We start from the raw sequence: 23,686 nt of genomic DNA, 5'->3' as shown, positions 1-23,686 counted from the left end.
GCGCCGCCGCACCGGCTACTTGCATGACAATCCTCGAAGATGCATAATCTCTCTAGTAAGTTCATAAGCAGAAGCGCATGACTATGCAGCGTTGGGGGACGGATGAGAGCGGCGATCGCCGGTGCCAGCGGCTATGCCGGGGGCGAGTTGCTACGCCTGCTGCTGTCCCACCCCGAGATCGAGATCGGCGCGCTGACGGCGGGATCCAACGCGGGCACCGCTCTCGGCGCCCACCAGCCGCACCTGGCCCCGCTGGCCGACCGGATCCTGCTGGACACCACGGCCGACACCCTCGGCGGCCACGACCTCGTCTTCCTCGCCCTCCCGCACGGCCAGTCCGCGGCCGTCGCCGCGCAGCTCGGCGACGACACGCTGGTCGTCGACTGCGGCGCGGACTTCCGCCTCACCGACCCCGCGGCCTGGGAGCACTTCTACGGCGGCGTCCACGCGGGCGCCTGGCCGTACGGGCTGCCCGAGCTGCCCGGCCTGCGTGAGGGGCTCCGCGGCACCAGGAGGATCGCCGTCCCCGGGTGCTACCCGACGGCCGTCACCCTGGCGCTGTTCCCCGCCTTCGCCGCCGGCCTGGCCGAGCCCGACGTGGTCGTGGTCGCCGCCACCGGCACCAGCGGGGCGGGCAAGTCGCTCAAGCCGAACCTGCTGGGCAGCGAGGTGATGGGCTCGGTCAGCGCCTACGGCGTCGGCGGCGTCCACCGGCACACCCCCGAGATGGAGCAGAACCTCTCCCCCCTGGCGGGTGAGCCGGTGAAGGTCTCCTTCACCCCCATGCTGGCCCCCATGAGCCGCGGCATCCTCGCCACCTGCACGGCACCGGCCAAGCCCGGCGTCACCGCGCAGGTCCTGCGCGAGGCCTACGAGACCGCGGCCAAGGACGAACCGTTCCTGCGGCTGCTGCCCCAGGGGCAGTGGCCCGCGACCTCGATGACCCTCGGCGCCAACACCGCCGCCCTCCAGGTGACCCTGGACGAGCGCACCGGACGTGTCGTCGCCGTCATCGCCATCGACAACCTGACCAAGGGCACCGCGGGAGGCGCGATCCAGAGCGCCAACCTCGCCCTCGGCCTGCCAGAAGAGCTCGGCCTTCCTCTCAATGGAGTTGCCCCATGAGTGTGACCGCCCCCCTCGGCTTCCGGGCGGCGGGTGTCGTCGCCGGAATCAAATCCAGCGACGCCCGCGACCTGGCGCTCGTCGTCAACGACGGCCCGTCGCGCGCCGCGGCGGGTGTCTTCACCCGTAACCGCGTCAAGGCCGCGCCGGTGCTCTGGTCCCAGCAGGTGCTGGCCGGAGGGCGGGTCCACGCGGTCGTCCTCAACTCCGGCGGCGCCAACGCCTGCACCGGCCCGCTCGGCTTCCAGGACACCCACGCCACCGCCGAGAAGGTCGCCGGGGCGCTCGGCGAGTCGGCGGGCGAGATCGCGGTCTGCTCCACCGGCCTGATCGGCGAGCGGCTGCCGATGGAGGCGCTGCTGAGCGGGGTGGACCTCGCGGTCTCCCAGATCAGCAGGGACGGCGGCCTGGCCGCCGCCGACGCCATCCGCACCACCGACACCGTCTCGAAGATCTCCTTCAGGCGGGGCGAGGGCGGCTACATGGTCGGAGGCATGGCCAAGGGAGCGGGCATGCTCGCCCCCGCCCTGGCCACCATGCTCTCCGTGATCACCACCGACGCCGACGTGCCCGCCGAGCAGCTCGACGCGGTGCTCCGCAGGGCGACCGCCGTCACCTTCGACCGGCTCGACGCCGACGGCTGCATGTCCACCAACGACACCGTCCTGCTGCTGGCCAGCGGCGCCTCCGGCGTCACCCCGGACCTCGCCGAGTTCGAGCAGACGGTCCGCGCCGTCTGCGCCGATCTCGCCCGCCAGCTCCTGGTGGACGCGGAGGGCGCGACCAAGGCGATCGCCATCGAGGTCGTCGGCGCGGCCTCGGAGGAGGACGCGGTCCTGGTCGGCCGTACCGTCTCCCGCTCGAACCTCCTCAAGTGCGCCATCCACGGCGAGGACCCCAACTGGGGCCGGGTGCTGGCGGCGGTCGGCACCACCGACGCCGTCTTCGAGGCCGACCGGCTCAACGTGGCCATCAACGGCATCTGGATCTGCAGGGGCGGAGCGGCCGGGGACGACCGCTCCAAGGTGGACCTGCGCCCCCGCGACGTGACGATCACCGTCGACCTGTCGGCGGGCCCGCACTCGGCGACGGTCCACACCACGGACCTCACCGCGGCCTACGTCCACGAGAACTCGGCGTACTCCTCATGAGGACCGGCGACGCCCTGGCCAAGGCGCACACGCTGATCGAGGCGCTGCCCTGGCTCGCCCGCTTCAACGGCGCGACCGTCGTCATCAAGTACGGCGGCAACGCGATGACCGAGGAGCACCTGCGGGAGAAGTTCGCCGCCGACGTCGTCTTCCTGCGCTACGCCGGGCTCAAGCCGGTCATCGTGCACGGCGGCGGACCGCAGATCAACGCCCAGCTCGACAGGCTCGGCATCGAGTCCACCTTCACCGCCGGGCTCCGGGTCACCACCCCCGAGGCCATGCAGGTGGTCAGGATGGTCCTGGTCGGCCAGGTCAACCGGGACGTGGTCGGCCTGATCAACCGGCACGGGCCGTTCGCCATCGGCATGTCGGGCGAGGACGCCCACCTGTTCACCGCCGTCCGCAAGCACGCCGTCGTCGACGGCGCCCGGGTGGACATCGGCCAGGTCGGCGACATCGTCAACGTCGAGGCCGGAGCCGTCCAGGCACTGCTGGACGACGGGCGGATCCCGGTGATCTCCTCGATCGCGCGCAGCGACGACGGCACCGTCTACAACGTCAACGCCGACACCGCCGCCGCCGCGGTCGCGGTGGCACTCCAGGCGTCCAAACTGATCGTCCTGACCGACGTCGAGGGCCTCTACCGCGACTGGCGTCCCGACGCCGGGGACGGCGGCAACGAGGTCATCAGGCAGCTGTCGGCCACGGAGCTCGGCAAGCTCCTGCCCGGCCTGTCCAGCGGCATGGTGCCCAAGATGGAGGCGTGCCTGACCGCCGTCCGGGGAGGCGTGCCGCAGGCGCACGTGCTCGACGGCAGGGTGCCCCACTCGGTGCTGCTGGAGATCTTCACCGACGAGGGCATCGGAACCATGGTGCTGCCGGACGTCGCGAAGGCGCCGGCCGTGCCGAACCTGGTCAATCGGCGGCTGACCGCCACCATCCAGCTGAACGGGAGCGACAAGTGATGTACGAGCGCCCCGCCTCCGACGCGCTCAGCAAGCGCTTCGAGGCCGCCTTCATGCCGAACTACGGCGTCCCCCCGGTCGCGCTGGCGCGCGGCGAGGGCTCGAAGGCCTGGGACGTCGACGGCCGTGAGTATCTCGACCTGATCGGCGGCATCGCGGTCAGCTCGCTCGGCCACGCCCACCCGGCCCTGGTGGCGGCCGTCTCCGCGCAGGTGGCCACGCTCGCGCACACCAGCAACCTGTTCCTGCACGAGCCGGAGGTGCTGCTCGCCGAACGGCTCCTCGGCCTGCTCGGCGCCCCGGCCAGGGTCTTCCTCACCAACTCGGGCACCGAGGCCAACGAGGCCGCGCTCAAACTCGCCATCAAGTACGGCAAGTCGACCGGCCGCGGCTACTTCGTGGCCGCCGAGAACGCCTTCCACGGCCGTACCCTCGGCGCGCTCTCGCTGACCGGCAAGCCGTCCATCCGCGACCAGTTCGGCCCGTTCCCGGCGGACGTCCGCTTCGTCCCCTACGGCGACGCCGACGCGCTGAAGAACGCGGTCACCGCGGAGTGCGCCGCGGTCTTCCTGGAGCCCACCCAGGGCGAGGCCGGAGTCGTGCCCCCGCCCGACGGCTACTTCAGGGCCGCCAGGGAGATCTGCGACGCGACCGGCGCGCTGCTGGTCGCCGACGAGATCCAGTCCGCGATCGGCCGCACCGGCCACTGGTTCGCCCACCAGCACGACGGCGTCCTGCCCGACGTGCTGACCCTGGCCAAGGGCCTCGGCGGCGGCATGCCGATCGGCGCCTGCGTCGGCTTCGGCCCGGCGGGCACGATCTTCGCCAAGGGCGACCACGGCTCCACCTTCGGGGGCAACCCCGTCTCGGCCGCCGCCGCGCTCGCCGTACTCGACACCATCGACCGGGACGGCCTGCTGGACCATGTCCGGACGGTCGGCGCGCAGCTCGCTGAGGGCATCGCCGCGATCGACCACCCGCTGCTGAAGGGCGTCCGCGGCCGAGGCCTGTGGCTGGCCATCGTGCTGACCGCCGACCGCTCCGCACAGGTCCAGGCGGCGGCGCAGCACGCCGGCTTCCTGGTCAACGCCCTCCAGCCCGACGCGGTACGGCTCGCGCCCCCGCTAGTGATCACCTCCGAGCAGATCGCCGCCTTCGTGGCCGCGCTCCCCGCCATCCTTGACGAGGCAGCCGATGACTGAGCACCACACCGGCTCCGCGCCGGTCAGGCACTTCCTCCGGGACGACGACCTGTCGCCCGCCGAGCAGGCCGAGGTGCTCGACCTGGCCGGGGCCATGAAGAAGGACCGCCACGGCTACCGACCCTTCGACGGCCCGCAGACCGTCGCGGTGCTCTTCGACAAGCCGTCCACCCGGACCCGGATCTCCTTCGCCGTCGGCATCGGCGAGCTCGGGGGCCTGCCCCTGGTCATCGACGCCGGATCCTCGCAGATGGGCCGGGGCGAGTCCATCGAGGACACCGCCCGAGTCCTGGAGCGCCAGGTTGGCGCCATCGTGTGGCGGACCGCGGGACAGGAGAGGATCGAGGCCATGGCCTCCGTGTCCTCGGTGCCCGTGGTCAACGCGCTCACCGACGAGTTCCACCCCTGCCAGATCCTCGCCGACCTGCAGACCGTCAGGGAGCAATTCGGCAGGACCGCCGGGCTCACCCTGACCTACCTCGGCGACGGCGCCAACAACATGGCCCACTCCTACCTGCTCGGCGGGGCCCTCGCCGGCATGCACGTGCGGATCGCCGCCCCGCCCGGCTACCAGCCCGACCCGGAGATCCTGCGGCAGGCCGGCCTGCTCGCCGCGGAGACCGGCGGATCGGTCGCCGCGCTGCCCGACCCGGCCGTGGCCGCCGCCGGCGCGGACGTGATCGCCACCGACACCTGGGTCTCGATGGGGCAGGACGGCAAGGAGCAGCGGATCGCCGACCTGACGCCCTTCCAGGTCAACGCCGAGCTGATGAGCCACGCGGCCCCCGGCGCGATCGTGCTGCACTGCCTGCCCGCCTACCGGGACCTGGAGATCTCCGCCGACGTCCTCGACGGCCCGCGCAGCCTGGTGTGGGACCAGGCCGAGAACCGGCTGCACGCCCAGAAGGCCCTGCTGCACTGGCTGGTCTCGGCCACCCGGAGCGCGGGGAGCGCCGACGGGCGTGGCACGCTTGCCATGAGGCCCGCGGAAGCGGAAGAGGCCACCTGATGATTCCCATGACCAAGGTCGCCCGCCAGGCGCGGATCGCCGAACTCCTGGAGCGCCAGCCGGTCCGCTCCCAGCCCGACCTCGCCAGGCTCCTGCTGGAGAGCGGGGTGGAGGTCACCCAGGCAACCCTCTCCCGTGATCTCGACGAGCTCGGCGCGCTCAAGCTGCGCGCCGAGGACGGCTCCCTGGTCTACGCCCTGCCCGGTGAGGGCGGCGGCCGGATCCCGCTGGCCAGGCTCGGCTCCGGGGAGTCCCCGGCCGCCCGGCTGGGCCGCCTCGCCGAGGAACTGCTCGTCTCCGCCGAGGCGTCCGCCAACCTGGTGATCGTCCGCACGCCGCCGGGAGCGGCCCAGTTCCTCGCCTCCGCCATCGACCACGCCGACTGGAAGTCCATCCTCGGCACGGTCGCCGGAGACGACACGATCCTCGTCATCAGCCGGGACCCGATGGGAGGGGACGCGGTCGCCGAGGCCCTGCTCCGGCACGCCGACCGACGTATCTAGCCCGCGAAGGCGGGCCGCCCCGATTCCACCCGAACGCTGTGACGAAAAGACTTCTGGAGAAACTGATCATGAATGACCGGGTCGTACTCGCCTTCTCAGGCGGCCTCGACACCTCTGTCGCCATTCCCTTCCTCGCCGAGAAGACCGGCGCCGAAGTCATCGCCGTGGCCGTCGACGTCGGCCAGGGCGGCGAGGACATGGAGGTCATCCGGAAGCGGGCCATCGACTGCGGCGCCGTCGAGTCCGTCGTCGTGGACGCCCGCGAGGAGTTCGCCTCCGACTTCTGCGTGCCCGCCCTGCAGGCCAACGCCCTCTACATGGACCGCTACCCGCTGGTCTCCGCGCTGTCGCGGCCGCTGATCGTCAAGCACCTGGCCGCCGCGGCCAAGGAGTTCGGCGGCACCCACGTCTCCCACGGCTGCACCGGCAAGGGCAACGACCAGGTCCGGTTCGAGGCCGGCCTGGCCGCGCTCTTCCCCGAGCTCAAGGTCATCGCCCCCGCCCGCGACTACGCGTGGACCCGCGACAAGGCGATCGCCTACGCCGAGGAGAAGAACCTCCCGATCGAGACCAGCAAGAAGAACCCCTACTCGATCGACCAGAACATCTGGGGCCGGGCCGTCGAGACCGGCTTCCTGGAGGACATCTGGAACGGCCCCGTCGAGGACGTCTACTCCTACACCGCCGACCCGGCCGAGCCGCGCGAGGCCGACGAGGTCATCGTCAGCTTCGTCAAGGGCGTCCCGGTCGCGCTGGACGGGCGTCACCTGACCCCGTTCCAGGTCATCGCAGAGCTCAACCGGCGCGCCGGCGCCCAGGGCGTCGGCCGGCTCGACATGGTCGAGGACCGGCTCGTCGGCATCAAGTCCCGCGAGGTCTACGAGGCGCCCGGCGCCATCGCGCTGATCACCGCGCACATGGAGCTGGAGAACGTCACCGTCGAGCGCGACCTCGCCCGGTTCAAGCGGTCGGTGGACCAGCGCTGGGGCGAGCTCGTCTACGACGGCCTCTGGTTCTCCCCGCTGAAGAAGGCCCTGGACGTCTTCATCGCCGAGGCCCAGCAGCATGTCACCGGTGAGATCCGGATGACCCTGCACGGCGGCCGGGCCACGGTCACCGGCCGGCGCTCCGAGGCCTCGCTGTACGACTTCAACCTCGCCACCTACGACACCGGCGACACCTTCGACCAGTCGCTCGCCAAGGGTTTCGTCGAGCTGTGGAGCCTGCCCTCCAAGATCGCGTCCGCCCGGGACGCCCGACTGGTCTGAGTGGGCTATGGTCGCGGATTGAACTGGGAGGGAGAACAACGGTGACTGATGGTGGTAAGCCGATGCGGCTGTGGGGCGGCCGGTTCGAGGGAGGTCCGGCCGACGCGCTGACCAGGCTCTCGGTGAGTGTGCACTTCGACTGGCGGCTCGTGCCGTACGACCTGCTCGCCTCGCGCGCGCACGCCCGGGTGCTGCACCGCGCCGGGCTGCTCACGGAGGAGGAGCTGGGGCGCATGATCGGCGCCCTGGACGACCTCGAGCGGGCCTGCAAGGCGGGTGAGTTCCGGCCGACCGTGGCCGACGAGGACGTCCACACCGCGCTGGAGCGCGGTCTCCTGGAGCGTCTCGGCACGCTCGGCGGCAAGCTCCGCGCCGGGCGCAGCCGCAACGACCAGGTGGCCACCGATCTCCGGCTCTACCTCCGCGACCACGTCAGGCACATCGTGTCCCGGCTGGTCGAGCTGGAGACCGCGCTGATGAGCCAGGCCGAGGAGCACGCCGAGACGGCCGCTCCCGGCATGACCCACCTGCAGCACGCCCAGCCGGTCTCCTTCGGCCACCAGCTCCTGGCCCACGTGCACGCCTTCGCCCGCGACATCGATCGGCTGCGCGACTGGGACAGGCGGGCGGCGGTCTCCCCGCTCGGCTCCGGCGCGCTGGCCGGATCGTCGCTGCCGCTGGACCCGCAGGCCGTGGCCAGGGAGCTCGGCTTCGACTCGGCCGCGCCCAACTCGATGGACGCGGTCGCCGACCGTGACTTCGCCGCCGAGTTCCTGTTCGACGCGGCGATGATCGGCATGCACCTGTCACGGCTGGGCGAGGAGATCGTCCTGTGGGCCTCGCAGGAGTTCCGCTGGATCGAGATGGACGACGCCTACTCCACCGGCTCGTCGATCATGCCGCAGAAGAAGAACCCGGACGTCGCCGAGCTCGCGCGCGGCAAGAGCGGCCGCCTCATCGGCAACCTCATGTCGCTGCTGACGACGCTCAAGGGCCTGCCGCTGACCTACAACCGTGACCTGCAGGAGGACAAGGAGCCGGTGTTCGACTCCGTCGACACCCTGCTGCTGGTCCTCCCGGCCGTGGCCGGCCTGGTCGCCACCATGCGCGTCAACACCGCCAAGATGGAGGCCTCGGCCCCCGACGGGTTCGCGCTGGCCACCGACCTGGCCGAGCTCCTGGTCCGCAGGGGCGTCCCGTTCCGCGAGGCGCACGAGGCGGTCGGCCACCTGGTGGTCTGGTGCCAGGTCAACGACAAGGACTTCGACGAGCTCACCGACGAGGAGCTGGCCAAGGTCTCGCCGCACTTCACACCCGACTCGCGCGAGGTTCTCTCGGTGCCGGGCGCGCTGGCGGCCCGCAAGGCGCACGGCGGCACGGCCCCCGACAGGGTCCGCGACCAGCTCACCGAGCTGCGCGAGACCGTCGACGCCCAGGCGGCCTGGGCGAGCGGCAACTGATGCGGGCCGGCGGACCCGGCGAGCCGGTGTTCGCCGGGTCCGTGCCCCTGAGGCGGGAGTTCTTCGACCGGCCAGGCCCCGAGGTCGCCCCGGACCTTCTGGGGCGGGTGCTCGTGCACGGGCCGGTCTCGGTCCGCATCACCGAGGTCGAGGCGTACGGCGTGCCCGGAGAGGACCCGGCGTCCCACACCTACCGGGGCCGGACGCCGCGCAACGCGGTGATGTTCGGGCCGCCGGGGCACCTGTACGTCTACTTCACCTACGGCATGCACTTCTGCGCCAACATCGTCTGCCTCCCCGAAGGGGTGGGCTCGGGCGTGCTGCTCCGGGCCGGCGAGGTGGTCTCCGGCGCCGAGGTGGCCCGGGCCCGCCGGACGGCGGGTGCGAGCCGTACCGTCGCCGCGCGTGACCTCGCACGCGGGCCCGCCCGCCTGGCGGTGGCACTCGACTTCACCCGGGAGCACGACGGGCTCGACGTCTGCCCGCCCGCTCCGGCCGACGCACCCTCCACGGCCGGCCTGCCCGGTCCGGCCGGCGTGCTGGACGGAGATCCTCCCGGGGCCGGGGCGATCCGGTCGGGGCCGCGCACCGGGGTCTCGTCTGCCCGGGAGACCCCCTGGCGTTTCTGGATCGACGGAGACCCCACGGTCTCGCCGTACCGGCCACACGTCCCGCGCCGCCGGTAGATCCTTCGGCAGGACATGCTTGTCCTGCCGGTCACGGGGGAGATTCCGGGTGGCGGAGCGGTGCCGGGATCGGGCAGGCTGTACGGGAGCGGTATATGTCCCTTCGAACATTGGAAAGCAAGGATCGTGACCGACATCCTCGATGAGCTCGAATGGCGCGACGTCATCGCGCAGACCACCGATGCCGACGCGCTGCGTACGGCACTCGCCGAGGGGCCGATCACGGTCTATGGGGGCTTCGACCCGACCGCTCCGTCGCTGCACGCCGGAAACCTGGCCACGCTGCTGATCCTCACCCGCTTCCAGCGGGCGGGTCACCGCCCGATCGGCCTGGTCGGCGGGGCCACCGGTCTCATCGGCGATCCCAGCGGCCGCAGCACCGAGCGATCGCTGAACTCCTCCGAGGTCGTCGCGGAATGGGTCGCGCGGATCCGCGTCCAGGTGGAGAGATTCCTCTCCTTCGACGACGGGCCCACCGGTGCCACCCTGGTAAGCAACCTCGACTGGACGTCGGAGATGTCGGCGATCGACTTCCTGCGTGACGTCGGCAAGCACTTCCCGGTCAACCGCATGCTCGCCCGGGAGTCGGTGTCCGCGCGTCTCGGCGGCGACGGGCTCAGCTACACCGAGTTCAGCTACCAGATCCTGCAGGCCAACGACTACCTGGAGCTCTACCGCCGGCACGGCTGCACGCTCCAGCTCGGTGGCAGCGACCAGTGGGGCAACATCACCGCCGGCGTCGACCTGATCCGCCGGGTGGAGGGCGCGCACACCCACGCCCTGACCGGCAAGCTGATCACCAAGGCGGACGGCACCAAGTTCGGCAAGACCGCCGGTGGCGCCATCTGGCTCGACCCGGCCCTGACCTCGCCGTACGCGTTCTACCAGTACTGGCTGAACGCCGACGACCGGGACGTCGTCCGCTTCCTCAAGGTGTTCACCTTCCGCACCCAGGACGAGATCGCCGAGCTGGAGAAGGCCGTCGCCGACCGGCCGGCGGCCCGTGAGGCGCAGCGGACACTGGCCGAGGACGTCACGACCCTCGTTCACGGCGCCGACGAGCTGGCACGGGTGGTGGCGGCGTCGCGGGCGCTGTTCGGCCAGGGCTCGTTGGAGGAGCTGGACGCCCGGACGCTCGGCTCGGCACTGGCCGAGGTGCCGCGCGCGGAGGTCCCCGCGCTGGGGGCCTCGTTCGTCGATCTGCTCGCCGAGAGCGGACTGGTGGAGTCGAAGTCCGCCGCCCGCCGCGCGGTCAAGGAGGGCGGCGCGTACCTCAACAACGTGAAGATCACCGACGAGGCCTACGTGCCTTCGGCCGATGACCTGCTGCACGGCCGTTTCCTGGTGCTGCGCCGTGGCAAGCGCTCCATCGGCGGTGTCGAGGTCACGGCCTGACACCCGCGTACGGCCGGCGCCCGGGTATGCGCGGCCGACGGTGGGACCGACGTCGTGATCTGTCTGACGAGCGCTCCGGCTCCGGCCGGGGCGCTCGTCGTCTGTTTCTGTAACGTTCGGGTAGCGAAGAGCGCGGGTCTTCCCGCGAGCCGCCGCTGACCTGCGGGTTCTCCCGGAGGGGTTGATTTGACGGGGCTCCGGAGGCCGCCTAATGTTCTCAATGCCCCGGGAGCGAGCCGGACGCCGAATCCGGCGGACGGGCCCCATGGGCAAGACTCCCACCGAACGAGCCTGAGCCTTCTGTGGTCGCGCAACCCCCTGAAAACCAGGTGGTTTGACGAGGCCCGGATGACAGGGTAGGTTTAGAGGGTTGCCCTTGAGAAGGGGTAGTCAAAATCCTAGACAAGCTTGACCAGGTAGTGGCAAATAGCTCGAGATGAGCGGTTTGACACGAAAACGGCAGGCGAGCTAAGATCGAAATAACGAACGGAACGCCCCGGACGCCGGGCCTCTTGGCCGGGAAGACGGAGAACGCGTCCGTTTCTTGAGAACTCAACAGTGTGTTAAAAGCCAGTGCATGAAGCACAACCCCGTCCAACCCATTTTTAGTGGGGGACGGATTCCTTTGGTTGATACATCCGATGCGAATCGGGTGCTTTCAGCTGGGAAAACCTTTCAAACATTGTTTGGAGAGTTTGATCCTGGCTCAGGACGAACGCTGGCGGCGTGCTTAACACATGCAAGTCGAGCGGAAAGGCCCTTCGGGGTACTCGAGCGGCGAACGGGTGAGTAACACGTGAGTAACCTGCCCCTGACTCTGGGATAAGCCCGGGAAACTGGGTCTAATACCGGATACGACCACTTCTCGCATGGGATGGTGGTGGAAAGTTTTTTCGGTTGGGGATGGACTCGCGGCCTATCAGCTTGTTGGTGGGGTAACGGCCTACCAAGGCGACGACGGGTAGCCGGCCTGAGAGGGCGACCGGCCACACTGGGACTGAGACACGGCCCAGACTCCTACGGGAGGCAGCAGTGGGGAATATTGCGCAATGGGCGAAAGCCTGACGCAGCGACGCCGCGTGGGGGATGACGGCCTTCGGGTTGTAAACCTCTTTCAGCAGGGACGAAGTTGACGTGTACCTGCAGAAGAAGCGCCGGCTAACTACGTGCCAGCAGCCGCGGTAATACGTAGGGCGCAAGCGTTGTCCGGAATTATTGGGCGTAAAGAGCTCGTAGGTGGCTTGTCACGTCGGGTGTGAAAGCTTGGGGCTTAACTCCAGGTCTGCATTCGATACGGGCTGGCTAGAGGTAGGTAGGGGAGAACGGAATTCCTGGTGTAGCGGTGAAATGCGCAGATATCAGGAGGAACACCGGTGGCGAAGGCGGTTCTCTGGGCCTTACCTGACGCTGAGGAGCGAAAGCGTGGGGAGCGAACAGGATTAGATACCCTGGTAGTCCACGCTGTAAACGTTGGGCGCTAGGTGTGGGGACCTTCCACGGTTTCCGCGCCGTAGCTAACGCATTAAGCGCCCCGCCTGGGGAGTACGGCCGCAAGGCTAAAACTCAAAGGAATTGACGGGGGCCCGCACAAGCGGCGGAGCATGTTGCTTAATTCGACGCAACGCGAAGAACCTTACCAAGGCTTGACATCGCCCGGAAACACTCAGAGATGGGTGCCTCTTCGGATCGGGTGACAGGTGGTGCATGGCTGTCGTCAGCTCGTGTCGTGAGATGTTGGGTTAAGTCCCGCAACGAGCGCAACCCTTGTTCAATGTTGCCAGCACGCTCCTTCGGGGGTGGTGGGGACTCATTGGAGACTGCCGGGGTCAACTCGGAGGAAGGTGGGGATGACGTCAAGTCATCATGCCCCTTATGTCTTGGGCTGCAAACATGCTACAATGGCCGGTACAGAGGGTTGCGATACCGTGAGGTGGAGCGAATCCCAAAAAGCCGGTCTCAGTTCGGATTGGGGTCTGCAACTCGACCCCATGAAGTCGGAGTCGCTAGTAATCGCAGATCAGCAACGCTGCGGTGAATACGTTCCCGGGCCTTGTACACACCGCCCGTCACGTCACGAAAGTCGGCAACACCCGAAGCCCGTGGCCCAACCAGCTTGTCTGGGGGGAGCGGTCGAAGGTGGGGCTGGCGATTGGGACGAAGTCGTAACAAGGTAGCCGTACCGGAAGGTGCGGCTGGATCACCTCCTTTCTAAGGAGCATCGACTGCGGCCACCTGGTGGTCCGTGGTCCATGTCATGTCTGCAGGCGAACGTTCTGCACGTGACGCGCTCATTAGTGGAGCACTGGCTACTCAACCGGACCGCATTCGCCGGGCCGCTAGTACCGCCTGTCTCTTCTTCGGAGGAGCTGGGAGTGGGAACGCCGGCTGCGGAGGGTCGGACTGGTTGGACACACTGTTGGGTCCTGAGGAAACGGACCGGGCGGGCCCGCTGAGGCGGGCTTGCTGTCTGTTTGACCTCGTGCGGGACCGGCCTTCTGTCACATCGGCCTGGGTGTTGTCCCGGGTGTCTGGTGGCGGGTGCGGTTCGGTCGCTGTTTGTTGTTTGAGATTTGCATAGTGGACGCGAGCATCTTTGTGGCCAAGTTTTTTAGGGCACACGGTGGATGCCTTGGCATCAGGAGCCGATGAAGGACGTGGGAGGCTGCGTTAAGCCCCGGGGAGTCGCCAACCTGACTTTGATCCGGGGATGTCCGAATGGGGAAACCTAGCACCAGTCATGTGGTGTTGCCTCCGCCTGAATGTATAGGGCGGTTGGTGGTAACGCGGGGAAGTGAAACATCTCAGTACCCGTAGGAAGAGAAAACAAATAGTGATTCCGTGAGTAGTGGTGAGCGAAAGCGGAAGAGGCTAAACCGTATGCGTGTGATAGCCGGCAGGCGTTGCGTGTGCGGGGTTGTGGGACCCTCTGGGAGAGGCTGCCGCTTCTCCAAGCAGTGAGAAATCGATGGGATAGCCGAAGTTTCTGGGAAGTTGCGCCGTAGACCGTGAGAGCCGGGTAGGCGAAATCTTGTCGACTGTTTGAGGGGATCCCAAGTAGCACGGGGCCCGAGAAATCCTGTGTGAATCTGCCAGGACCACCTGGTAAGCCTAAATACTCCCTGATGACCGATAGTGAACAAGTACCGTGAGGGAAAGGTGAAAAGCGCCCCGGTGAGGGGTCGTGAAATAGTACCTGAAACCGTGTGCCTACAAGCCGTAGGAGCGTAGACGTCTTCGGGCGTCTGTGATGTGACTGCGTGCCTTTTGAAGAATGAGCCTGCGAGTTATGGTGTGTGGCGAGGTTAACCCGTGTGGGGGAGCCGTAGCGAAAGCGAGTCTGAATAGGGCGTTTGAGTCGCATGCTGTAGACCCGAAGCGGAGTGATCTAGGCATGGGCAGGTTGAAGCGCGGGTAAGACCGCGTGGAGGACCGAACCCACCAGGGTTGAAAACCTGGGGGATGACCTGTGTTTAGGGGTGAAAGGCCAATCAAACTCCGTGATAGCTGGTTCTCCCCGAAATGCATTTAGGTGCAGCGTTGCGTGTTTCTTGCCGGAGGTAGAGCACTGGATGGCTAATGGGCCCGACAAGGTTACTGACGTCAGCCAAACTCCGAATGCCGGTAAGTGAGAGCGCAGCAGTGAGACTGCGGGGGATAAGCTCCGTAGTCGAGAGGGAAACAGCCCAGACCACCGACTAAGGCCCCTAAGCGTGTGCTAAGTGGGAAAGGATGTGGAGTCGCAGTGACAACCAGGAGGTTGGCTTAGAAGCAGCCATCCTTGAAAGAGTGCGTAATAGCTCACTGGTCAAGTGATTCCGCGCCGACAATGTAGCGGGGCTCAAGTACACCGCCGAAGTCGTGGCATTCACGCATTAACCTGGCAGCTTGTCTGTCTAGGTGTGTGGATGGGTAGGGGAGCGTCGTGCGGCCGGCGAAGCAGCAGAGTGATCTAGTTGTGGAGGCCGTGCGAGTGAGAATGCAGGCATGAGTAGCGAATCAGAAGTGAGAAACTTCTGCGCCGGATGACCAAGGGTTCCTGGGCCAGGCTAATCCGCCCAGGGTAAGTCGGGACCTAAGGCGAGGCCGACAGGCGTAGTCGATGGACAACGGGTTGATATTCCCGTACCCGCTACGATGCGCCAATACTGAATCCAGTGATACTAAGGGTCCTTAACTCGGTTGTCCCTTCGGGGACGGCGTCAGAGTGAACGCCTGGCCTGATCTGGTAGTAGGTAAGCGATGGGGTGACGCAGGAAGGTAGCCCAGCCCAGGCGATGGTAGTCCTGGGGTAAGCATGTAGGGAGAGAGGTAGGCAAATCCGCCTCTCATGTATCCTGAGATGTGATGCCGAGCCGATTGTGGCGAAGTGGGTGATCCTATGCTGCCGAGAAAAGCCTCTAGTGAGTGTCGTGGCGGCCCGTACCCGAAACCGACTCAGGTGGTCAGGTAGAGAATACCAAGGCGATCGGGTGAACTGTGGTTAAGGAACTCGGCAAATTGCCCCCGTAACTTCGGGAGAAGGGGGGCCTTCGCTGGTGATGAACCTTTGCGTTCGGAGCTGGTGGGGGTCGCAGAGGCCAGGGGGAAGCGACTGTTTACTAAAAACACAGGTCCGTGCGAAGTCGTAAGACGATGTATACGGACTGACGCCTGCCCGGTGCTGGAACGTTAAGGGGACCGGTTAGCTGCAGTAATGTGGCGAAGCTGAGAACTTAAGCGCCAGTAAACGGCGGTGGTAACTATAACCATCCTAAGGTAGCGAAATTCCTTGTCGGGTAAGTTCCGACCTGCACGAATGGCGTAACGACTTCCCCGCTGTCTCAACCGCAGACCCGGCGAAATTGCACTACGAGTAAAGATGCTCGTTACGCGCAGCAGGACGGAAAGACCCCGGGACCTTCACTACAGCTTGACATTGGCGTTTGGAACGTCTTGTGTAGGATAGGTGGGAGACTGTGAAGCTGTCACGCTAGTGGCGGTGGAGTCATTGGTGAAATACCACTCTGGTCGTTTTGAACGTCTAACTTCGGTCCGTGATCCGGATCAGGGACAGTGTCTGGTGGGTAGTTTAACTGGGGCGGTTGCCTCCTAAAGAGTAACGGAGGCGCCCAAAGGTTCCCTCAGCCTGGTTGGCAATCAGGTGTCGAGTGTAAGTGCACAAGGGAGCTTGACTGTGAGACCGACGGGTCGAGCAGGAGCGAAAGCTGGGACTAGTGATCCGGCGGTGGCTTGTGGAAGCGCCGTCGCTCAACGGCTAAAAGGTACCCCGGGGATAACAGGCTGATCTTCCCCAAGAGTCCATATCGACGGGATGGTTTGGCACCTCGATGTCGGCTCGTCGCATCCTGGGGCTGGAGTAGGTCCCAAGGGTTGGGCTGTTCGCCCATTAAAGCGGTACGCGAGCTGGGTTTAGAACGTCGCGAGACAGTTCGGTCCCTATCCGCTGCGCGCGCAGGAGACTTGAAAGGAGCTGTCCCTAGTACGAGAGGACCGGGACGGACGAACCTCTGGTGTGCCAGTTGTTCCGCCAGGAGCACGGCTGGTTGGCTACGTTCGGAAGGGATAACCGCTGAAAGCATCTAAGCGGGAAGCTCGCCTTGAGATGAGGTCTCCCACCACGTGAGTGGGTAAGGCCCCCAATAGACGATTGGGTTGATAGGCCGGAGGTGGAAGCACAGTAATGTGTGGAGCTGACCGGTACTAATAGGCCGAGGACTTGACCACAAAGCTTTTTGCTCGCGTCCACTATGCGATTCTGAAACAGCAGGCACCGTGTGTGTTTGACAGTTTCATAGTGTTACGGCGGTTATGGCGAAGGGGAAACACCCGGTTACATTCCGAACCCGGAAGTTAAGCTCTTCAGCGCCGATGGTACTGCACCGGGGACGGTGTGGGAGAGTAGGTCGCCGCCGGACAATCTTTGGAAAGGGCCGCTCCTTGTGGGGCGGCCCTTTCTGTTTTTCAGCCCCTTTTCAACCAGGGCCCTTTCCTCCATGAACGACGATGGCCGCCCAGCCCGTTACGGCCCAGCTCGATGGTCGTCTGTTCCTTTGGGGAGCAGTGACGGCCTGATCGAACACCAGAGATTCTTGATCTTGGTTGGTTCGCGCTCACTCCGATGTATGTGATCAATCCGCACCTACGTAGGCAGAAGGCGTACGGACTTTGGGCGACTTGCTAGGCTGGAGGAGCCGGGCCACCCCCACTGAGGGTGGCCTTCGTCGCGCTAGACCACGATAGGGCGGGGCAGCGATAGCGAACGGGGCGCACCCCGCGGCCGGAGACCGCCCGCACAGCGAATCGTCCCATGCAGGTAAGAAGAGGACGCGCTCGCCGAGTGAGCAAACGAATGGACCAGAAGTGAACAGTGATAACGGGCGTGACGGCGCGGGCCGGCGCGACGAAGGCGAGAACCGCGGATCTGGCGGTCAGGGAGGCTACCGCGGCGATCGCGCAGGTAGCGACAGAGGGCGTCCGGGAGACGGCCCTCGATATGGCGAGCGCCGCGAGGGGCGTTCGGGCGGGTCGTATGGTTCTCGCGATCGAGGCGACCGTCCGGCCGGCGGTTACCGCGACAGCCGCAGTGGAGGCGACCGGCCTCCGTTCAATCGTGACGACCGTCCAGGCGGTGGCGGTCAGCGCTCCTATGGCTCTCGCGACGGGGGCCAGCGTCCCTCCGGGCCGCGTGACAGCGGGGAGCGTCGCTCCTACGGCGACCGCGACCAGTCCCGCGGCACCTCCTATGGTTCGCGTGACGGCGGCCAGCGTCCGCCGTTCAACCGTGACGACCGTGGTGGGCGTCCTGGTGGGGAGCGTCGTTCCTACGGTGACCGTGATGGTGGTCAGCGTCCGCCGTTCAACCGCGATGACCGTCCCGGTGGTGGGGAGCGTCGTTCCTACGGGGATCGTGACCAGGCGCGTAGCCAGTACGGTTCGCGTGACGGCGGCGGGCGACCCCCGTATAACCGTGATGACCGTCCCGGTGGCGGTGGGCGGCCTCCGTTCGATCGTGACGATCGTGGTGGGCGGCCTCCGTTCAATCGTGACGATCGTGGTGGGCGTCCGCCGTTCAACCGTGATGACCGTCCCGGTGGTGGGGAGCGTCGTTCCTACGGTGACCGTGATGGTGGTCAGCGGCCTCCGTTCAACCGCGATGACCGTGGTGGGCGTCCGCCGTTCAATCGTGACGATCGTGGTGGGCGGCCTCCGTTCAATCGTGACGATCGTGGTGGGCGTCCGCCGTTCAACCGTGATGACCGTCCCGGTGGTGGGGAGCGTCGTTCCTACGGGGATCGTGACCAGGCGCGTAGCCAGTACGGTTCGCGTGACGGCGGCGGGCGACCCCCGTATAACCGTGATGACCGTCCCGGTGGCGGTGGCGGTGGGCGGCCTCCGTTCAATCGTGACGATCGTGGTGGGCGTCCGCCGTTCAACCGTGATGACCGTCCCGGTGGTGGGGAGCGTCGTTCCTACGGTGACCGTGATGGTGGTCAGCGGCCTCCGTTCAACCGCGATGACCGCGGTGGGCGGCCTCCGTTCAACCGTGATGACCGTCCCGGTGGTGGGGAGCGTCGTTCCTACGGGGATCGTGACCAGGCGCGTAGCCAGTACGGTTCGCGTGACGGCGGCGGGCGACCCCCGTATAACCGTGATGACCGTCCCGGTGGCGGTGGCGGTGGGCGGCCTCCGTTCAATCGTGACGATCGTGGTGGGCGTCCGCCGTTCAACCGTGATGACCGTCCCGGTGGTGGGGAGCGTCGTTCCTACGGGGATCGTGACCAGGCGCGTAGCCAGTACGGTTCGCGTGACGGCGGCGGGCGACCCCCGTTCAATCGCGATGACCGTGGTGGGCGGCCTCCGTTCAACCGTGATGACCGTCCCGGTGGTGGGGAGCGTCGTTCCTACGGGGATCGTGACCAGGCGCGTAGCCAGTACGGTTCGCGTGACGGCGGCGGGCGACCCCCGTTCAACCGCGACGACCGTGGTGGGCGGCCTTTCGGTGCCCGTGAAGGCGGATTCCGCGGTGAAGGCGAAGGTTCTCGTGCCCGTTACGGCCGAGACGACCGGCCTACCGGCCATGACGAGGCGCCGAGCCGAGAGCGTGAGGAGCTGCCTCCTCTCGCTCCGGACATCACGGCGGAGGAACTCGACAAGGAGGTCAGGGAGGAACTGCGTTCCCTCCCGCTCGACCTTGCCGATCTGATCTCTCGCCATCTCGTGGCGGCTGAGCGTGCCCTCGGTGAGGGCGACGCAGAGCAGGCCTATGAGCACACCAAGGTGGCCCGTCGCTTCGCTGCCCGGATCGGTGTGATCCGCGAGGCCGTCGGCATCGCCGCCTACCACGCCGGGCACTTCGCCGAGGCGCTGAGCGATCTGCGCGCGGCGCGTCGTATGACGGGCTCCGACGCGTTCCTGCCGATCATGGCGGACTGCGAGCGCGGCCTCGGCCGTCCTGAGCGGGCCCTCGATCTGGTCCGTTCCAAGGAGGCCGAGCGTCTCGACCGGATGGGCAAGATCGAGCTCGCCATCGTGGAGTCTGGCGCCCGCCGGGACCTTGACCAGAAAGACGCCGCGGTCATCACCCTGCAGCGTCTGCCGGAGCTGCGCGACACCCGTCCGCAGCCCTGGTCGGCACGCCTCGCCTTCGCCTACGCCGATGCTTTGGCCGACGCCGGCCATGAGGAGCCCGCCACCGAATGGTTCGGCCGGGCCATGGCCTTCGACGAGGACGGGGAGACCGACGCGGCCGAGCGCTATGCGGAGCTGACCGGTGCGGTCATCGAGGATCTCGAAGAGGACGAGGACGACGAGGACGTCGACAATGAGCTCGATGTCGATCTCGAAGACGTAGAGGTCAACGACGAGTTCGAGGACGCGGACGAGGACGAGGACATCGAGGACGAGGCGGACATCAAGATTGACGATGTCGCCACTCTCGACGCGGAGATCGAGGCCGAGGACGAGCTCGACGAGAACGAGCCCCTCATTGACGAGCTTCGTGACGACGAGGCTCCCGCCGTCGAGGAGAAGGTCCAGGACAAGCCCGGCGAGAAGGTCGAAGCCGGTGTCGGGCCGGCCTTCATCGAGCCTGACTTCGGTGACATCCTCGACGACCCCGCGGATGTCGACGGCGATGACGAGGACGAGGACAAGGCCGAGAAGAAGAAGTGATTGCGTTCCGTCTCGGGTGAACCAGTCTGTTCACCCGAGACGGAAGGCCTTCTACGGCTGCACCCGGTTCAGCCAGTGAAGGATTCCGGCCACGTTGGACGGGGCGCCGCTGAGGAGTTCGAACTGCTCAGCGGTCGCGTCGTCGGCCCTCAGCGCCGCGTAGCGTTCCTGCGTCCTCTCCTTGACCATGGCCACCGCGTGGTCCAGGTCCATGCCTTCCGAATGGGCCTGGCGGGTCAGGTCGACCCAGACGCGGAGCTCCTCCGCCGAGCGTCCCAGGGTTTCATCCACGTCCGTGACCGGGCCGTAGTGGCTGAACAGCAGCCGCTGCGGGCCGAGCGCCTGGAACAGGCCGATCGAGTCCAGCGCGATCTGCAGGTCGAAGTCCGGCGGCGGAGTGGCCGGGCGCAGGTCGCCCGTCTGCGGGAGGTAGACGCCGGCGGCGTCTCCGACGTAGAGGTCGCCGGTGCCCGAGTCGATCAGCCCCACGTGGTGCTTGGCGTGGCCGGGAGAGTAGTGGCTGTTCAGCGTGCGCCCGTTGCCGAGGTCGATGGCCCCCGTGTCTCCCAGCGCGCGGATCCGTGAGGCCTCCGTGGGGGACAGTTCGCCGAACAGGGTGTCCAATTTGTCACCCCAGACCATCCGGGCACTGGCCATCAGCCGGGACGGATCGGCGAGATGCCGCGCTCCCTTCTCATGGACCACGATCTCCGCTTCCGGGTAGAACCCGGCGATGTCGCCGACTCCGCCCGCGTGATCCAGATGGATGTGTGTGACGACGACAGTGGCGAGATCGCCCGGACCGACCCCCAATGAGGTCAGGGCGTCACGCACCACCGGGGCGGAGGTGGAGGTGCCCGTCTCCACCAGGCAGGGACGGTCTCCGAGGATCAGATATCCCGCCGTGATGCCGGAGTATCCGGCCATTCTCGTGTCGATCTCATAGACGTCGCCGCCGAGGGCGGTGATGTTGTCCACAGGCCACCTCAGAACTGGAACCAGCGTCCCCAGAACGGCGTTCGGGCCATCCTGGCATAGCTCACATCGTAAAGAGTCGTCCTCGATCGGCAGAGATCGGAGGAGGATTCGATGGATCGCAATGAGGTCGTCCTGGTGGGCCGTCTGCCCGAGGCGGTGCGGATCAGGTCGCTGCAGAGCGGGAGCACCCTCGGCAGCTGGAGAGTGATCGTCCGACGGCAGCAGCGCGGCCGCGGGACGCGCGTCGACACCATCCCGTGTGTGTCGTTCGAGCCCGAGGTCACCGTGGTCGTGGCCGAATGGCTGCCTGACGACATGGTCGAGGTGGTGGGCTCCCTGCGCCGCCGATGGTGGGGGAGTGAGGGATCCAAGTCGTCGGGCTACGAGGTCGAGGTCCGCTCGGTGAGACGTCTCGAACGCCGGGTCACCGTGGTCCTGGCCGCTGACGAGGAAGGTCAGGCTCCGATCCCCGTCCCGCCCCGGCCAGTGCGGTCGCTTACCCACGCCGAGACCGGTCCGGCAGAGACCGGGACCGCTATGGCAGGGGAGGATCGAGGGCTCACGGCCGTAGATCTGGAGCCGCCCCATGCTGCTGAGGGAAACACGCCGGCACCCGTGCTGCGACGTGTGGAGGTGCCGTCCTTGAGATGACCCCTCGGCCGGAGCCGGGCAGCCACTTGTCCTGTGATCGCTCGGCCGGAGCCGGGTGGCCGTCGCTCTCACAGGTATGCGCCCTGAGCCGGGTGACCACTTGTCCGGCGGTCGCTCGGCCTGAGCTGGGTGAGCACTTGTCTTGTGATCGCTCGGCAGGAGTCGGGCAACCGCTCGCCGTACGACCGCTCGGCCGGAGCCGGGCAACCGCTCGCCGTACGACCGCTCGGCAGGAGTCGCGGATCAGTCGAAGGCGAACGTGCGCAGGACCAGTCCGGTGCGGGGCTTGGGGCCGAAAGAGGTGGACTTACGGGGCACTCGCTCCCTCTGAGCCGCGACCGCGAGCACATCGTCGACCGTCAACGGGTTCAGCAGCACCGCGGTCCCTCCGGACTCCTGCGCCAGCCGTACCGCCGTCTCCGGGTCATGGTGCACGATGCGCACCGAACGCTCGTCGTCGTTCATTCCCCAGACCTTCGGCAGCAGGAACTCCGAGAGAACGGAGGTGTTCAGCGCACGCCAGCGGGCGGACCGGTGGGCGGGCATGGCGTGTTCGACCTGGACGGGGTCGGGGTCGGTGAGGAGATGCGCCGGGCCTCCGGCGGACAGCAGGTAGGCCGGGCCGGTGGTGTCCTTCAACGCGGCCAGCCCTTCGGCAAGGTCTGCGTGCTCGTGCACCCGCCAGGCGCCCTTGGCCTTGGCCAGTGCCTCCTCCAGCGGTAGTTCCGCGATGACCCGGTGGATGGCCTTCAGATCCGGGGGATAGGAGGTGGAGTCCACCAGGAGCGCCAGGCCGAAGTCCCAGGGACCCGGGTTCACGGGGCCTTCGGGAGCGGTCGCCCCGGCCGAGTCTCGGTGCTCCCGCTGCAGGGTGTGGTGCTCGTGCTGGAGGGCGAGGTAGGTGGCGTAGCGGTGGTGACCGTCGGCGATGAGGGCCTGACGGGTACGGAGATCGGCGTTGAGGGAGGCGAGCTCCTGGGGATCGGTGACGGCCCACAGCCGGTGCCTGACCCCGTCACGGGTCTCCGCCTCGATCAGTGGCGGCTGGGAGAGGGCGATCCGGTCGACGAGGAGCGTGGCGGCGCCGCCGTCGCCCTCGTAGAGGAGGAAGATGGGCTCCAGGTTGGCCTCGGTCGTGCGCATGAGGGCCAGCCGGTCGGCGACCGGTCCGGGCATGACGTCCTCATGCGGCAGGATGACCTGCTGCTCCGGACCCGCCAGGCCCACATCGCCGATGAGCCCTCGCTGCAGGATCCCCGGTCCGGTCTGCTCGTAGACGTACACGGCGGGCGTCTCGTCGGGCACCAGCACACCGGAGGAGAGCCAGGCCTGAAGAGTCTCCCGAGCCTCGGCGTACCGGTGGCGGTCGGCGCCGGGAAGGATCAGCCGCACCACGTTGTTGGGATGTGAGTCGAGCAAGTCTCGCACGTCGGCTTCTTCGACCAGGTCATAGGGCGGAGAGGTCACCTTTGCCAGATCGTCGACCGTGAACCTCACACCGCGGAACGGGCGTAGCACCAGCCCGTCGGGTACCGGCAGTTCAGGATTCGCCATAGGGGGCATGCTGCCATAAAGGCCTGAAACGTCCAGGGACCGCTCCGATGGCGCGGTGGTGCCCGGGCCGTCAGGAAATCGGTCAGATCTGTCGTCTGTCGATGAAGGAGGCCTCACGTATGGTCCAAGGACGTAGCGGTCCGTCTGATTCCCCCAGCCCCGAGACGGGCGCTCCGGCCGGGGACGTCTATGACTGGTTCCAACGAGGGATGAAGCTCCTGGCAGAGGGGAGCCCGGCGGCGGCTGTCGCGCTGCTGGAGCGTGCCGCCGACGCCGAGCCGGAATCACGGAGTATTCGAGAGGCGCTCGCCCGCGCCCAGTTCAACTCCCGGCAGTACGCCGAAGCGGTTGACAGTTTCCGCTGGATCGTCGACGCCAATCCGGCCGAGGACTACGCCTATTTCGGTCTCGGTCTCGCCCTGTGGCGCACCGGAGACATGGAAGCAGCGCAGGAGCCGCTGGCCATCGCCGCGGCCATGCGTCCCGACCAGCGGCACTACGTGACGGCGCTGAAAAGCGTCCGTGCCACGTTACGTGCCCGCCGGATGTGATCCTCGTGGGTGATGGA

General features: G+C 67.1%; 16 protein-coding genes and 3 rRNA genes. 16 read left to right on the top strand and 3 right to left on the bottom strand.

The window, feature by feature from the left end; translation table 11 throughout:
* Positions 1–102: 102 nt before the first annotated feature.
* From argC to rrf, 13 genes are all read left to right on the top strand, one after another.
* Positions 103–1,125: an N-acetyl-gamma-glutamyl-phosphate reductase gene (gene argC, locus SROS_RS29320; RefSeq protein ID WP_012892544.1), complete on the top strand. Its 1,023-nt coding sequence runs from the start codon at positions 103–105 to the stop codon at positions 1,123–1,125.
* On the top strand, positions 1,122–2,276 hold the full coding sequence (gene argJ, locus SROS_RS29315; RefSeq protein ID WP_012892543.1) for a bifunctional glutamate N-acetyltransferase/amino-acid acetyltransferase ArgJ: 1,155 nt from the start codon (positions 1,122–1,124) through the stop codon (positions 2,274–2,276). The genes argC and argJ overlap by 4 nt, the downstream gene beginning before the upstream one ends.
* A complete protein-coding gene (gene argB, locus SROS_RS29310) occupies positions 2,273–3,241 on the top strand; it encodes an acetylglutamate kinase (protein WP_012892542.1) in 969 nt (322 codons plus the stop codon). The genes argJ and argB overlap by 4 nt, the downstream gene beginning before the upstream one ends.
* Positions 3,241–4,443: an acetylornithine transaminase gene (locus SROS_RS29305; RefSeq protein WP_012892541.1), complete on the top strand. Its 1,203-nt coding sequence runs from the start codon at positions 3,241–3,243 to the stop codon at positions 4,441–4,443. Before argB ends, SROS_RS29305 begins: the two co-directional genes overlap by 1 nt.
* On the top strand, positions 4,436–5,452 hold the full coding sequence (gene argF, locus SROS_RS29300; protein WP_012892540.1) for an ornithine carbamoyltransferase: 1,017 nt from the start codon (positions 4,436–4,438) through the stop codon (positions 5,450–5,452). Before SROS_RS29305 ends, argF begins: the two co-directional genes overlap by 8 nt.
* Positions 5,452–5,955, top strand: a complete 504-nt coding sequence (locus SROS_RS29295; protein WP_012892539.1) for an arginine repressor — start codon at positions 5,452–5,454, stop codon at positions 5,953–5,955. Before argF ends, SROS_RS29295 begins: the two co-directional genes overlap by 1 nt.
* Before the next feature lie 68 nt (positions 5,956–6,023).
* On the top strand, positions 6,024–7,223 hold the full coding sequence (locus tag SROS_RS29290; protein ID WP_012892538.1) for an argininosuccinate synthase: 1,200 nt from the start codon (positions 6,024–6,026) through the stop codon (positions 7,221–7,223).
* 41 nt (positions 7,224–7,264) lie between these two features.
* Positions 7,265–8,683 (top strand): argininosuccinate lyase, encoded by a 1,419-nt coding sequence (gene argH, locus SROS_RS29285; RefSeq protein ID WP_012892537.1) that lies wholly within the window; start codon positions 7,265–7,267, stop codon positions 8,681–8,683.
* Entirely contained in the window at positions 8,683–9,369 is a 687-nt protein-coding gene (locus SROS_RS29280) for a DNA-3-methyladenine glycosylase (RefSeq protein ID WP_012892536.1), read from the top strand. The genes argH and SROS_RS29280 overlap by 1 nt, the downstream gene beginning before the upstream one ends.
* Positions 9,370–9,495: 126 nt before the next feature.
* Positions 9,496–10,764, top strand: a complete 1,269-nt coding sequence (gene tyrS / locus SROS_RS29275) for a tyrosine--tRNA ligase (RefSeq protein WP_012892535.1) — start codon at positions 9,496–9,498, stop codon at positions 10,762–10,764.
* Positions 10,765–11,447: 683 nt separating this feature from the next.
* Positions 11,448–12,972 (top strand): 16S ribosomal RNA (locus SROS_RS29270).
* 389 nt (positions 12,973–13,361) lie between these two features.
* A 23S ribosomal RNA gene (locus SROS_RS29265) occupies positions 13,362–16,488 on the top strand.
* 74 nt (positions 16,489–16,562) lie between these two features.
* Positions 16,563–16,679, top strand: a 5S ribosomal RNA gene (gene rrf, locus SROS_RS29260).
* Together the 16S, 23S and 5S rRNA genes form the textbook arrangement of a ribosomal RNA operon.
* Before the next feature lie 262 nt (positions 16,680–16,941).
* Here rrf and SROS_RS53265 read toward each other — a convergent pair.
* Positions 16,942–19,107, bottom strand: coding sequence for a hypothetical protein (locus tag SROS_RS53265; protein WP_245564316.1), 2,166 nt, complete (start codon positions 19,105–19,107; stop codon positions 16,942–16,944).
* Here SROS_RS53265 and SROS_RS29255 point away from each other — a divergent pair.
* Positions 19,072–19,935, top strand: a complete 864-nt coding sequence (locus tag SROS_RS29255) for a hypothetical protein (protein WP_245564314.1) — start codon at positions 19,072–19,074, stop codon at positions 19,933–19,935. The two genes, SROS_RS53265 and SROS_RS29255, sit on opposite strands and share 36 nt — an antisense overlap.
* A gap of 51 nt (positions 19,936–19,986) precedes the next feature.
* Here the strand turns inward: SROS_RS29255 and SROS_RS29250 are convergent, their stop codons facing one another.
* Entirely contained in the window at positions 19,987–20,913 is a 927-nt protein-coding gene (locus SROS_RS29250; RefSeq protein WP_012892533.1) for an MBL fold metallo-hydrolase, read from the bottom strand.
* A 111-nt stretch (positions 20,914–21,024) separates the two neighbouring features.
* Between SROS_RS29250 and SROS_RS47950 the strand changes: the two genes are divergently transcribed.
* Positions 21,025–21,564: a single-stranded DNA-binding protein gene (locus tag SROS_RS47950; RefSeq protein ID WP_012892532.1), complete on the top strand. Its 540-nt coding sequence runs from the start codon at positions 21,025–21,027 to the stop codon at positions 21,562–21,564.
* A 243-nt stretch (positions 21,565–21,807) separates the two neighbouring features.
* Here SROS_RS47950 and SROS_RS29240 read toward each other — a convergent pair whose 3' ends face one another.
* Complete coding sequence (locus tag SROS_RS29240; RefSeq protein WP_148269240.1) at positions 21,808–23,118, bottom strand: DUF1015 family protein; 1,311 nt, start codon at positions 23,116–23,118, stop codon at positions 21,808–21,810.
* A gap of 101 nt (positions 23,119–23,219) precedes the next feature.
* Between SROS_RS29240 and SROS_RS29235 the strand changes: the two genes are divergently transcribed.
* The gene (locus tag SROS_RS29235) at positions 23,220–23,669 is read left to right on the top strand and encodes a tetratricopeptide repeat protein (RefSeq protein WP_342632946.1); all 450 of its coding nucleotides are present in this window, start codon (positions 23,220–23,222) and stop codon (positions 23,667–23,669) included.
* Positions 23,670–23,686: the final 17 nt, after the last annotated feature.

The sequence above is a fragment of the Streptosporangium roseum DSM 43021 genome (genome assembly GCF_000024865.1).
Classification (GTDB): domain Bacteria; phylum Actinomycetota; class Actinomycetes; order Streptosporangiales; family Streptosporangiaceae; genus Streptosporangium; species Streptosporangium roseum.
The sequence above is the reverse complement of the archived record's forward strand: the minus strand, read 5'-3'. Positions and strand labels throughout refer to the sequence as shown.